Origin of the sequence: Rhizobium sp. Root491, assembly GCF_001427205.1 — a bacterium.
Taxonomy (GTDB): domain Bacteria; phylum Pseudomonadota; class Alphaproteobacteria; order Rhizobiales; family Rhizobiaceae; genus Agrobacterium; species Agrobacterium tumefaciens.
In genome coordinates, this window is record NZ_LMFF01000017.1 from 60,529 (window position 1) to 73,227 (window position 12,699).

Annotated in this window: 13 protein-coding genes; 7 read left to right on the forward strand and 6 right to left on the reverse strand. The window is 58.9% G+C overall.

All coding sequences use genetic code 11. The annotated features are described in order from the left end of the window. Positions 1-9 precede the first annotated feature (9 nt). The 5 genes from ASD46_RS20440 to ASD46_RS20460 form a co-directional block, all read right to left on the reverse strand. Positions 10-1,605, reverse strand: a complete 1,596-nt coding sequence (locus ASD46_RS20440) for an EAL domain-containing protein (RefSeq protein ID WP_041694581.1) — start codon at positions 1,603-1,605, stop codon at positions 10-12. Positions 1,606-1,812: 207 nt separating this feature from the next. Continuing rightward, positions 1,813-2,736 carry an SRPBCC family protein gene (locus tag ASD46_RS20445; protein WP_013761050.1) on the reverse strand — a complete coding sequence of 308 codons (924 nt, stop codon included), beginning with the start codon at positions 2,734-2,736 and terminating at the stop codon, positions 1,813-1,815. Beyond that, complete coding sequence (locus tag ASD46_RS20450; protein WP_041694677.1) at positions 2,733-3,074, reverse strand: ArsR/SmtB family transcription factor; 342 nt, start codon at positions 3,072-3,074, stop codon at positions 2,733-2,735. The genes ASD46_RS20445 and ASD46_RS20450 overlap by 4 nt, the downstream gene beginning before the upstream one ends. 132 nt (positions 3,075-3,206) lie before the next feature. Beyond that, positions 3,207-4,997 carry an ABC transporter ATP-binding protein gene (locus ASD46_RS20455; RefSeq protein ID WP_060642592.1) on the reverse strand — a complete coding sequence of 597 codons (1,791 nt, stop codon included), beginning with the start codon at positions 4,995-4,997 and terminating at the stop codon, positions 3,207-3,209. A gap of 447 nt (positions 4,998-5,444) precedes the next feature. After that, positions 5,445-6,434, reverse strand: coding sequence for a Bug family tripartite tricarboxylate transporter substrate binding protein (locus ASD46_RS20460; protein WP_013761053.1), 990 nt, complete (start codon positions 6,432-6,434; stop codon positions 5,445-5,447). Positions 6,435-6,610: 176 nt separating this feature from the next. On the opposite strand from ASD46_RS20460, the gene ASD46_RS20465 reads away from it, so the two are divergent. The 4 genes from ASD46_RS20465 to ASD46_RS20480 all read left to right on the forward strand — a co-directional run bounded on the left by ASD46_RS20465 (position 6,611) and on the right by ASD46_RS20480 (position 9,267). Continuing rightward, positions 6,611-8,089, forward strand: a complete 1,479-nt coding sequence (locus ASD46_RS20465; RefSeq protein WP_013761054.1) for a PAS domain S-box protein — start codon at positions 6,611-6,613, stop codon at positions 8,087-8,089. Positions 8,090-8,229: 140 nt separating this feature from the next. Further along, positions 8,230-8,409 (forward strand): CsbD family protein, encoded by a 180-nt coding sequence (locus tag ASD46_RS20470; RefSeq protein WP_004431371.1) that lies wholly within the window; start codon positions 8,230-8,232, stop codon positions 8,407-8,409. Positions 8,410-8,416: 7 nt separating this feature from the next. Continuing rightward, positions 8,417-8,764: a BON domain-containing protein gene (locus ASD46_RS20475; protein WP_082546225.1), complete on the forward strand. Its 348-nt coding sequence runs from the start codon at positions 8,417-8,419 to the stop codon at positions 8,762-8,764. Continuing rightward, entirely contained in the window at positions 8,761-9,267 is a 507-nt protein-coding gene (locus ASD46_RS20480; RefSeq protein ID WP_013761056.1) for a DUF992 domain-containing protein, read from the forward strand. Before ASD46_RS20475 ends, ASD46_RS20480 begins: the two co-directional genes overlap by 4 nt. Before the next feature lie 82 nt (positions 9,268-9,349). Here ASD46_RS20480 and ASD46_RS20485 read toward each other — a convergent pair whose 3' ends face one another. Further along, the gene (locus tag ASD46_RS20485) at positions 9,350-9,898 is read right to left on the reverse strand and encodes a hypothetical protein (protein WP_013761057.1); all 549 of its coding nucleotides are present in this window, start codon (positions 9,896-9,898) and stop codon (positions 9,350-9,352) included. A 135-nt stretch (positions 9,899-10,033) separates the two neighbouring features. Between ASD46_RS20485 and ASD46_RS20490 the strand changes: the two genes are divergently transcribed. The 3 genes from ASD46_RS20490 to ASD46_RS20500 all read left to right on the forward strand — a co-directional run bounded on the left by ASD46_RS20490 (position 10,034) and on the right by ASD46_RS20500 (position 12,674). After that, positions 10,034-10,696 carry a response regulator transcription factor gene (locus ASD46_RS20490; protein WP_013761058.1) on the forward strand — a complete coding sequence of 221 codons (663 nt, stop codon included), beginning with the start codon at positions 10,034-10,036 and terminating at the stop codon, positions 10,694-10,696. Continuing rightward, on the forward strand, positions 10,693-12,051 hold the full coding sequence (locus tag ASD46_RS20495) for a sensor histidine kinase (RefSeq protein ID WP_013761059.1): 1,359 nt from the start codon (positions 10,693-10,695) through the stop codon (positions 12,049-12,051). Before ASD46_RS20490 ends, ASD46_RS20495 begins: the two co-directional genes overlap by 4 nt. A gap of 170 nt (positions 12,052-12,221) precedes the next feature. Beyond that, positions 12,222-12,674: a GNAT family N-acetyltransferase gene (locus ASD46_RS20500; protein WP_013761060.1), complete on the forward strand. Its 453-nt coding sequence runs from the start codon at positions 12,222-12,224 to the stop codon at positions 12,672-12,674. Positions 12,675-12,699: the final 25 nt, after the last annotated feature.

Here is a 12,699-nt window from a genome sequence, read left to right on the forward strand (position 1 = left end):
TCGCTCAACCTAGACCGACGCGACCTGAATGACCTCGGGAGCGGAGCCGTATGTCGATTTGTTCTTACGGTGAAAGGCGATGAATTCATCGGCTGGAAGCGGCTTGGAAAACAGCCAGCCCTGACCAAAATCCACACCATGTTCCCGCAGATAGGCCGCCTGCTCCGGCCTCTCGATACCTTCCGCAACCGAAAACAGTCCAAGCTCGCGCGCCATCTCGATAATATGGAGCGTCACGGTGCTGGTTGCCGTGTTCCTGCCGATCGTATCAACGAAGGATTTATCGATTTTCAGGGCGTCCAACGGCAGTCCCTGCAAATACTGAAGGCTGGAATAGCCGGTTCCGAAATCGTCAATTGCCACGGAATGCCCGGCCTTGCGAGCTCTGTCCAGCGTGAAGCGCGCCGCGTCAATGTCGATGAAACCGCGCTCGGTCGCTTCAAGCCATATCTGCTCCTTGCGTATATCCGCGCGGACAAGGCGTTGATCGATGAAGTCTAGTATCCGGCCTGATTTTACATCTTCGGCGCAGAGATTGATGGCGATATGTGCGCTGCGATCCCCAACGAGCATGGTACCAAGATCTGCAATAATGGCTTCAACGACCTGATCGGTGATGGGCTCTATCAGCCCTGTTTCTTCCGCCAGCGGAATGAAGAGGTCTGGCCTCACCAGCGTGCCATCAGGCCGCCGCCAGCGGACAAGCGCTTCGGCGCCCACGCATATATTGGTCTTGAGTTCGATGATTGGTTGATAGTGGACGATGAATTCACGGTTCTGGACTGCGATTTCCAGTTCCGTTTCCGGCGACAACCGCTTGCGCGACATCCAGATGACGATGCCGACGATAAAGAGCGCAATGAATGCGCCAATGGGCAAAAGGATAGTCAACTCCCGCACCAGCCTCGTTCGCAACGCCGCCCTTGGCTCGAGAACCACCGCCGTCAGCGCATTCTCCTTTACCACCGAATAAAGCCATGCGTCCGTCGTGCCCTGTCCCTCTTTTGTCGGCAACGTGGCCAGAACCCCTGTATCGGGAAGGTTCTGCGTGCTGATGACCGCAGCTTTATCGTTGAGGATCGCGAGAGACATCCCGTCCCGCAGCACAATATCAGCAAATCTCGAAGGTGCGACGAGCGCGTTGTGGTGGCCGAGATGCAGGCTCGTCATCTGGTCGCCGTGGCTGATGCCGGGTTGGATACGCAACGTCACTTCAAGGCCGTCCGGTGTGACGTAGTCGACATGGGATTTGGCTACGTCGCCAGCGGCGCGGCCCCAGGAGGTGCATTTTATGAAGCCGTTTTCGAAATAGCCAATCTCCTCGATTGAGGGGACGTTGATCGTCACCATCCGCATTTGTGCAATATGCTGATCCGAACATGCGGGAGGGTGCGCCGTTTCAATTGCTTCCAATGCCCCTTGCGCTTGCCTGAATGTATTTCCGGCACGAACAAGCGATCTTTCGGCGACGAGGTCGAGAATGAAGAGTTCTTTTTGAATGGCGACACGCCAGGACGTCCAGGCCATGGCGGCAATGGGCAGCGCGGCGCCAACTATGGCCAGAAATATCCCCACGGCTATCACACGCCAACGTCGTGACTGCATCATCACTCTCCAAAAGGTAGTCGAGACATCAGTGTCGCAATCTCCTTAATTTTTGCTGTGTGCGGAACGGTGAAAACCGGGTGATGCAAATTATGATTTCTGCCGTCAACGCAATCTGAACATCACCGTGACGGCAGGAACGCGGGGCCGATAATCCAGTTACCCCGGGAGGGTATCACGCCCTGTCGAAGTTCAGTCCCGGTGCGATTACGATGCGAAAACAAAGCGTTCAAGTTTGCCGAGCGTCTGCTGACCCAGTTCGATAGCCCCAAAACCCTTCGCGTCCTGGAACTCGGCTTCCGTGCTGAACACCATGCCGAGCACGACCTTCGTCGCGCCGTCCTGATCCTCGAACGAAGCCCAGGCGTCGGCATGTTTCGGCCCGTTTTCGCCCCAGAGCAGCGTGTAGCCGATCCTCTCCTCAGGCCTGACCTCGATATATCGATGATGGTTCGGGAAGACAGTGCCGTCAGGTCCGATCATGTCGAACACCCACTCGCCGCCGGTTCGCAGATCGATCCTCTTCGTGCGACACGAAAACCCTTCCGGTCCCCACCATTGCGGCAGCGTCTCGGAATTCATCCAGGCCTTCCAGACGATGTTGCGCGGCGCCCTTATCGTTCGCTCCAGCACCATTGTTCGTCTGGCCACCTCGGCCAGATTGTTAAGACCGGCACCGAAGCCCTGCCGGTAACCCGCCTGCATATCCGCAGCCAATGAGGAAAGCTGCACGGTTACGACAACGCGACTGCCCTGCTCCGTCGCCGAAAAATCAGCGGTCACCAGCGCCGCAGACTGCGTCACGTCACCGGACGACACCACCTCGTAATTGACGCTGCGCAAGGCTGGCTGCAATTCCAGCCACCCGCATTCGCAGCGAATATCCGGCTGCCCATCGACCTTGCAGAGCGAAACTTCGCGTCCGCCAACTCTGGTATCGGCTTCCAGAAACTCCACGGTCACGGCGGGCGTGGGCGCTGCCCAGACAGCCCGCGCGGCAGGCGACGTCCACACTTGCCAGAGGACCGACAATGGAACAGCGACCACCCTTTCGAAGCTCAGTGTTGCAAAGCGGCCATCGCCAAGATGGGGTTCAGCACGGGTGCCGTCCTGATTGAGTTTCGACATCATTCCGTGCGCTCCTTCGCAGCCTGCATTGCAAATGCCTCCAACCGGTCGAGCCGGCTCTCCCAAATGGCGCGCTGTTCATCAAGCCATGTCCGCACCGGCTCCAGAGCCTCGGGCACGATAGTGCAGGTGCGCACCCGCCCATCCTTGGAGGTGCGGATAAGCCCCGCCTCCTCCAGTACCGACAGATGCCGCATCACGGTCGGCAGACGCAGCCCCGTGGGAGCGGATAATTCCATGACGCGGGCAGGCCCTTGCGCGAGCTTCGTTAGAATAGACCGGCGTGTCGGATCGGCCAGAGCCTGAAAGATCAGCGATAGTTCGGGCGAATGCTTAGTCATAATGCTAACTATCATGCAGCACGGCTCTAACGCAAGGAAAACTTCGTCGATTAGCTAAGTGTTCGGCCGTGAGCATTTGTTGGCCGCCGCGAAAAAGAAAAACGCCGGAGCATTGCCCCGGCGTTTCATTTTTTAAGCCACCAGACCCTTGGTTAGTTCCAGCGCCTGCCGCTCGAAGAGCCGGCGATAGATGCCGTCGTTCAGACGGATCAGCGCCTGGTGGTCGCCCTCTTCGACAATCTTGCCCTTGTCAAACACCAGCAGACGGTCAAGCGCCCGCACGGTGGAAAGCCGGTGCGCAATGACCAGCGTGGTGCGGCCATCCATCAGGCGTTCCATGGCCTCCTGGATCTGCACTTCGCTTTCGCTGTCGAGGCTCGATGTCGCCTCGTCCAGAATCAGCACCGGCGCATCCGCGAGGAAGGCACGGGCGATGGCGACACGCTGCCGCTCCCCGCCAGACAATTTCACGCCGCGCTCACCTACCATCGTCTCATAGCCCTTGGGAAGGGACATGATGAAGTCATGGGCGCTTGCCTGCCTCGCCGCCTGCTCGATCTCACGCCGCGAGGCGCTCGGCCGGCCATAGGCGATGTTTTCCGCCAGCGTGCGGTGGAACAGGATGGGTTCCTGCTGCACGATGGCGATCTGGCTGCGCAGGTCTGCCTGCTTTGCCTTGGCTATGTCCTGGCCGTCAATGCGGATCGAGCCGGAATTCACGTCGTAAAGCCGCTGGATAAGCTTGACGAATGTCGTCTTTCCCGACCCCGAATGCCCGACCAGCCCCACACGCTCACCCGACCTGATGGTGACTGAAAAGTCCTGATAGAGCGGGCTGGGATGCGCGCCGTATTGAAAAGTGACGTTGTCAAAAACGATTTCGCCCTTCTCTATCCTGATCGGCCTGGCATCCGGCCTGTCTTCGACACCCAAAGGCATCTTGTCGAGCAACACCAACTCTTCCATGTCGTTGACGGCACGTTGCAGATTACGGATGTGTTGACCGACATCACGCAGATAGCCCTGCAGGACGAAGAACATCGCCAGCACGAAGGTGATGTCGCCCGGCGTCGCCAGTCCCTGCTGCCACATGACAAGGCCTGTTCCCAGAATACCGGCCTGCATGGACACCATCATGAAGCCCTGGATCGTGCCGTTCAGCGTGCCGCGTTTCCATGTCCTTCGCGTACGGTTGTCCCATTTGGCCAGCACATGGCGCAACCGCGCCTCTTCGCGGGTCTCTGCGCCAAAAGCCTTGACCACCGAATTGCAGCTGACGGCATCTGCCAGCGCGCCACCAAGCTTGGTATCCCAGGCGTTTGCAAGTCTTGCCGCCGGCGATACGAAGCCCATGGAGAGCAACACGGTGACGCCGACATAGATCAGCGACCCCGTGCCCACGATCAAGCCCATGATCGGCCAGTAACTACCCAGCACGACGGTTGCGCCCACCAGCATGACGATGGAGGGCAACAGGGCGATAAGAAGCACGTCATTGAGTGAATCAAGCGCCCACATGCCACGCGTGATCTTGCGAACCGTGGAACCGGCAAAGCTGTTGGCGTGCCAGTCGGTTGAGAACCGCTGCACCCGGTAGAAACCGTTATTCGCCACATCCGCCATGGTTTTCAGCGTCAGCCTGATGATGCCGTTAAACACGAACCAGCGCAGGACTACGCTGGTCAAGCCCAGCGCCACGACGACGACAAAAGCGCGCAGCGCCCGGTCAGCCCCGTTGCCGCCGGCAATGGCATCGACGATCTGGCCGGAGAAAACCGGCACCATGACTTCGGCCAGCGTGCTGGCAATCACCAGCACAACAATAAAGCCCACCAATGCCCGCCGGTGGGTCCAATGGTGGAAAACAAAGCCGAGCACATGGCGATAGGCATCGGCGCGGAAATCGAGCTTCTTGCGAGACATTTTAACCAGCACGGCGCCATGCGTTCGGCAACCGGTCCTCAAAAACGGAAGTTGGATGGCACAGCCCGGGCGGAAAACAAAAATGATCCCGTCAGATCAATCGGGCTATGAAGGAAAACAAAACCGCATGTGGGGCGCGCTCGGGGCGGGCCACGAATGGAAATGACCTAGTGTCGGTTCATTCCACGCGGGAGGAACTTGATGAATGATGATGTCATGCAACGCCTCCCTATGTTCGATCTGACGCGGTGAGAAATTTGTACCTGAGCTGTTCGCCGTTGCCAACCGGGTAATTGCAACCTTATGGCAAGTGATGCGAAAACGACACATCAGCTGGTGTGACGGCAACGAACGTGGCCGATGCCAATGAAAGCTTCGGCCACGGTTTTTGCGTGGTGGCGCTTCCCGCCGCACCCAGGCTCCGGTGCGCGGCGAGAACATATCTGGTCAATCCATCTGGACGTTTGCGTTCTTGACGACCGGTTCCCATTTGGCGATTTCGGCTGCAACGTGGCTTTTCAGCTCATCGGGCGAAGAGCCGACGATCTTGGCGCTGAATTCGGCCATGCGGGCCGCCACACCCGGATCGGCAAGCGCTTTCTTGGCCGCCGCATTCAGTGTGTCCACCACATCGGCCGGCGTGCCGGCAGGCGCAAACAGCGCGTTCCACGTGTAGGTTTCATAACCGGGTACGGTTTCGGCAATGGTCGGCAGATCCGGGAATGATGACGCCCGCTCGGCGGTCGTTACGCCAAGCGCCCGCAATGTGCCGGATTTGATGTGGCCGGACGACGACGGCAGATTGTCGAACATGATCGAAATCTGGTTGCCGAGAAGATCGTTGAGCGCGGGGCCGGCACCTTTATAGGGAACGTGCTGCATGCTCACACCGGTCATGCTCTTGAACAATTCCCCTGAAAGATGCAGCGGCGTGCCATTGCCGGACGAGGCATAGGCATATTTGTCGGGTTCGGCTTTCAGAAGCGCGATCAATTCCGCGACGCTGTTGACGTTCAGCTTCGGATTGACAACAAGCACATTGGGAACCACGACCAGAAGCGAGACCGGGGCGAAATCCTTTTGCGGATCGTAAGGCTTTGTCTTGAGAATGAGCGGGTTCAAGGCATGGGTCGCAACGGTGCCCATCAGGATCGTGTAACCGTCAGGGTCTGCGCGTGCGACACGGTCGGCACCGAGATTACCGCCTGCACCGGCAACATTTTCAACGACGATCTGGTGACCAAGCTCATCACCCATTTTCTGTGCGATGACGCGCGCAACCACGTCGGTTGAGCCACCTGCCGCGAAGGGAACGACCAGCGTAATCGTTCGATCAGGAAAACCCTGCGCGCTCGCCGTCAGTCCCATCATGCAAAAAGAAGCAGCCGTAGCCGCAAGTTTCAACACCATACGCCGTTTCAAAGACCGGTAATTCATGAACCCTCCTGTAGAATGGCCTCCCCGCCATCAGCGCATAGTAGCTCAAATGGACTTGAGAGCAAGCAACCGGCATCGCAAACCATGCGGGAAGGCCACGCGACACGTCTGCCCTGCAACGCTTGGCGGAACCGCGCGTTATAGCGGGCACAAAGCATTGAAATACCGGGGGCAACATGGACGACAGCGTTAACATTCCCAAGATCAACCGGCTCGTGTTGCAAAACCTTATAGCTGGCCTCAGCGACGGATTGATCCTGCTCGAAAACGACGGAACGATAGCCTGGGCCAACAAGGCCGCCCTTCAGATGCACCGTATAGAAGCGATGCCTGAGCTTGGGGAGGATGCCGCTGCCTATCGGCGAAATTTCACGCTTCGATACCGCAACAACCACCTGCTCGACGAGGGGCAATATCCGCTTGAACGGCTTCTGGCGGGCGAGACCTTCGAAGATGTGACGGTAGAGATATCGCCAAGCGGCGATGAAGCGGAATGCTGGGTCCACACGGTGCGCGGGCTCGTTCTTGAAGATGCTGGCGCAAAACCGGATATTCTGGTCTTGATCATCAGGGACGAAACGCCGCGTTTTGAGGCGGAGGCGCGCTTCGAGAGCGCCTTCAATGCAAATCCGGCGCCGGGGCTGATATGCCGGCTGGAGGACAAGCGTTTCATCCGCGTCAATCAGGGTTTTCTTGAGATGACCGGGTTCAGCCGTGAAGAGATCATCGGCATAAGTGTCGAGGAACTCGGACTGTTTTCCGAGTGCGATACAGGCGAGGACGCCCTGAAAAAGCTAGAGGATGGCCGGCTCATCCGTCAGCGCGAGGCGCTCATTCCCATCCCCGGCGGCGACAGGCTGGTCATCGTGGCCGGCGAAACGATCGCCGTTGCCGAAGAACCCTGCATGCTGTTCACCTTCGCCGATCTGGACGGCCGCCGCAAAGCCCAGAACGCTCTGCGACAGAGCGAGGAGCGCTTCTTCAAGTCCTTTCGCCTGTCGCCTGTCCCGGCAGCGATTTCGAGGCTGGACGACTTCGTGCTGATGGAAGTCAATGACGCGTTTCTGGTCCTGTGCGGACGCAACGAGGCCGAAGTCGTGGGCAAGACGGCCAGCGAATTGCGGCTCTGGGAGGACGCGGGCGCGCGCCGCGATCTCGAAAAGCGGCTGAAGGACAACATCCCCATCCGCGATGAGAACATGCGCATGAATCTTTCCGGTGGCGGTTTGGCCGAATGCATCGTTTCCGCCGAACGCGCCGAGATCAACGATCAGCTCTGTGTCATCTGGGCGATACAGGACGTGACTGAGCGGCGTAGAACCGAGAACGAACTGATTGAAGCGATCGAAAGCGTCATGACCGATACATCCTGGTTCAGCCGGACGGTTGTCGAGCGGCTGGCGGGGCTGCGACAGAACTCCCGCGGCACAACGTCTTCAGCCTCCCTCAAGGATCTCACCGAGCGCGAGGAGCAAATCCTGTCACTGATCTGCGATGGATGCAGCGACAAGGAAATGAGCGACAGGCTGAACCTGTCCAAGCATACGATCCGCAACCATATCGCCTCACTCTACGGCAAGATCGGCGTCAACCGCCGCACCGCCGCCGTGATCTGGGCACGCGAGCGCGGTTTTACCGGCCATAGGGAAAAATAAGCGCAGCCGAACGCGAAAATAGGTCAGTTTGTACCAGTTCAACTAGTAGCTATTGCTCTGCAAACTGTGATTTTCCCGAACTACCTTACCATCATGCCGTTACCAACAGCGGCACCCTCTAACGATGGAAGGAGTTCGTCATGGACAATAACCGTATCGAAGGTATCGCCCGTCAAGCCAAGGGCACAATCAAGGAAGCAGCCGGCAAGATCACTGGCAACGACAAGCTTCAGGCAGAAGGCAAGGCCGAGAAACTGGCTGGCCAGGCGCAGGAGAAGCTCGGACAGGCAAAGGACGCCGTCAACAAAGTTCTCAAGTGAACCATCTATGTTCAAGGCAGGAGGTTTCACGATGATGCTCTCGTGCGATGCAAACCAGGTGTCAAGCTGCGATCCCCAGGAGATCAGCCTGTGCGCCGCGTTGCAAGCCGTGATCGCCTATGCGGACGGGCAGGAAAAAAGCTCGATCTCCATCACCTCCGTGGAGGGCCGTATCGTGCTCTCCGGAGAGGTGGAAACACTCTCTGCCTTCGAACATGCGGTCATCATCGCAGAATGTTTCGCGTCGCGGCCCATCATCGCCGATCTGGCGATACGGCAGCGGCCTTGCACCTATCTGGAGACGCCGTCCAAGCGCATCCATCTAGCGAATAACAACAGGAGTGAAAAACAATGAAGACATTCGTTCTCGCAACCGCGATTGCAACCCTGGCCCTTGCCCCGATTGCTTCAGCCGAAACGAAGCACAATGCAAAGCGCCCCATGGAAACCGCGCAGAAGGAACGCGTCGGCACCCTGTCGTGCGAAATTGCCGGCGGCATCGGCCTTGTGGTCGGCTCCAGCAAGAGCGTGGCCTGCGAGTTTCGCCAGCGCTCCGGCAAGACCGAGCGTTATACCGGCACGATCGGCAAGCTCGGTCTCGATATCGGCGTAACCGGCAAGACCTATATGAGCTGGATCGTGCTGAACACCGCAGCCAGCCGCGTGGGTGACGGTGCGTTGAGCGGCAACTATGTTGGTGCCTCCGCCGCCGCATCGGTCGGCGTGGGCTTGGGCGCCAATGCACTGATCGGCGGCAATGCCAAGAACTTCGCGCTTCAGCCGCTCAGCGCCGAAGTCGGCACCGGCGTTAACATCGCTGCGGGTGTCTCGCGTCTGCAGTTGAAGCGTGCGGGCTAAACCTTAAAAAAACCGGCGGCGCGGGCTCGGGACGGTTATCGTCTTCGAGCCCGCGCCGTCTGGCGCAGATCAGGCCCCAATATCAGGGTTTGGGGTGAGGCATCATCTCGCCCATCGGGCCGTCGCCTTTTGGCCCGCGCATCATATCCTCTTTAGGACCATGATGCGGCGGACGGCCTGCCGGTCCGAGTGCCTCGATACTGCCATCCTGACGGACGACATAGCTTGCCCGCAGGACACCCCTGTCGAAACGGCCCTGAACGCTGACCGCTTCATCGACAGTCACGACCTTCCCATTGTCGCCCTCGGGGCCGGTATCGATGAGTGCGCGGCCGCTATCATCCTGAACGATGAACTTGTTGCCGAAAATCTCGGCGACCTTGCCCTTCAGGGTCACGAGATTCCCTTCCTTGACGGTGGAAATGGCAACGGGCGTCATCGGCGCCATCTCAGGTGTCGGGCGTGTCAGCTTCACCGCACCGGCTCCGGCAGCTGCCCCAACGGCCAGCATGGCAACGGCCGCAAAGGCGAAAGCTGCGGTTTTACGGCGATGTTTCCGGTGCGGCGGCACGGGAGTGTCAGAAGTGGCCTTCGGTGCTGCCATTTCGTTATTCTCTTCAGAGTGGGACATGGTGGTCTCCTGTTTGATTGACAGGGCCTTTTTACCTGCCTGGCACCACCAGCAGCCTGAACCTTGTGGTTCAGGTTGAGTTAAGCCTTCCGGGCCTAGTTAAAACACCGCCCACGAAACCGAAACGGCAGGACCATGCGCATACTTCTCGTTGAAGACGATACCGATCTTTCCCGGCGCATCGCAACCAGCCTGCGGGCGGAAAATTTTGTCGTCGACATCGCGCAGAATGGCGAGGATGCCGAACATGCCGGACTTACCGAACTTTACGACGTGGCCGTTCTCGATCTGGGATTACCGAAAATCGATGGCGTATCGGTTCTGAAATCATGGCGGGCGGCGCAGCGGAACCTTCCCGTGCTCGTTTTGACCGCGCGTGACGGATGGCCGGACAAGGTGGCAAGTTTCAAGGCGGGAGCAGACGATTTTCTCACCAAGCCGTTCAAGGTAGAAGAACTGGTGCTGCGGCTGCGTGCACTCGTTCGCCGCGCCACCGGCCACGCCGCCTCCGCCATCACCTGCGGTTCGCTCATCTTCGATGCGCAGCTCGGAACCTTCGAACAGGACGGCTTGCCGTTGAAGCTGACCGCGCTGGAGTGGCGGGTCCTCTCCTGCCTCATCCTGCGCAAGGAAGTGGTGGTCGACCGCCGCGAACTCATCGAACGGGTCTATGAGGGCGATGCGGAAGTGGATTCCAATTCCATCGAAGTGATCATTGCCCGCCTGCGGCGCAAGATCGGTGCCGGGCATATAGAGACCGTTCGCGGGCGCGGTTACATGCTGAAGGCAGAGCCATGAGGGAGTTTTCGGCCATTCCGGGTTCGTCGATCTCGCGCCGACTCACGGTTTTTTCCGTGGTTTTCGTCACCGCGACCGTGATCGTCGCCTCGATCATACTCTATCTCATCGTTGCCGGCGTGGTGCGTGAACAGATCGACCAACGGCTCGACACGCAGATAGAGGGATTGCGGAGCGCACTCTCCGGCAGCGCAAGCGGCGGCGTGACACTCAACGCCGCGCTGGACGGCCCGCCATTCGACAGGCGCGGCTCCGGCTGGTACTGGCAGATCACCGGCGAGGGTGTAGCTATCGTCTCTCGGTCGCTCGCGGGGCAAACCATAACCAACCCGCCCTCCCCGTTCGAATGGCGCAAAATGATGGGCCACGGCCCTCGTCCCGGCGCGAATGCCGATTTTCACGGCGAGGAGCTCTATCTCAGATCCATTCAAACAATGGTCGGACAGCGCCTCGTCGAAATCACTGCCACGGCGCCGCAATTCGCGCTCGTTGCACCCGCCCGCAGCGCGCTTCTGTGGTTGATACCTGCCATGACCCTCTTGGGCGCGAGCCTCGTCGGCGGTATTTTCCTGCAGGTCAGATATGGTCTGCGACCACTGCGGCAACTCACCGCCGATATTTCCTCGATTTCGGCAGGCACACTCGACAGGTTGCCGGAGGCGGATGTCGAGGAACTGCGTCCCGCCTCGAGCGAAATCAACCGCCTCGTGGAGCAGAATAGCGAGAGGCTTGCGGAAACACGTCTGCACTTTGCAAATCTCGCCCATGGTCTGAAAACCCCCGTGACAAGCCTCTACCTTGCGCTCAACGAAACCAACGACCCGGATCGTGAAATGCGTGCGCTGGTGGACAGGATCGACCAGCGCATCCGCCACCATCTGGCAAGAGCCCGCAAGACCGCAGCAGGCGGCACGGCCACGGTGACCGCGCTCAAACCGAGGATCAACGATATCGTTGATATCATGTCGCGTATTCATGCCGACCGGGGGATTGTCGCTACAGTCGATGTGGACCCCGAGTTGCTATTGCAGGTCACCCCTGAGGATCTGGACGAGATCGTTGGCAATATCATCGACAACGCATTCAAATGGGCAAAAAGCGCGGTTCGTATTTCCGCGAAAAAGACCGGACGCGACGTCTGGATCGTGATCTCGGACAATGGACCTGGCATCGAGGACAACCGTATTTCGGAGGCTTTCCAGCCGGGTAGACGCATGGACGAGGCCGTTCCGGGTGACGGCTTCGGTCTTACCATCGTCAAGGAACTTGTGGAGCTTCATGGCGGCAGCATCAGGCTGGAGCGCGGCGAAAATGGCGGGCTTACCTGTTCGCTGACCCTGCCGGCAGGATCTTGAGGAAAGCCCGCCTTTCCCTTTGTTGACGCTGTTGCGCGGCAGCGGTAAATACAGGTTTCGAAGCAGGGAGATTTATGCGCAGAGGTTGAAAATCTGACCGCCCATCGCGGTTTCAGCCGGCTCTGAAAACGGAGCTGACCCTTTGGCATGTCTAATTCTGCGGAATTTCCATGAATATCAAATCTATCGACATCCGGCCGTTTGACACGGCAGCGGATACGCAAATCCTGTCACGCATCTGGCTCGATGCCTCGCTGCTGGCACATCCCTTTATCGGCACGCAGCGTTTGCGCGAGCAGCAAAGACTGATCGAAGATACCTATCTGCCGCTATCGGAGACTTTCGTCGCGGCGCAGGCCGGCGACCCTGTCGGCTTCATCAGCCTGCTCGACAGTTTCATCGGAGGCCTGTTCGTCGCACCGGCACAACAGGGCAAGGGTATCGGGCGCAGGCTCATCGCCCACGCGCTTGATCTCAAGGGTGAATTGTCGCTTGAGGTCTATACCGCCAATGAGCAGGCGATGCGGTTTTACCGTTCGCTCGGCTTCCTTGAAGTCTCGCGCAGGTCGACTGACGATGACGGCCTGCCCTTCGAGAATGCCCGCCTGTCACTCAAGGCCTGAAAACAAATCCGGGCAGCCACAGGGC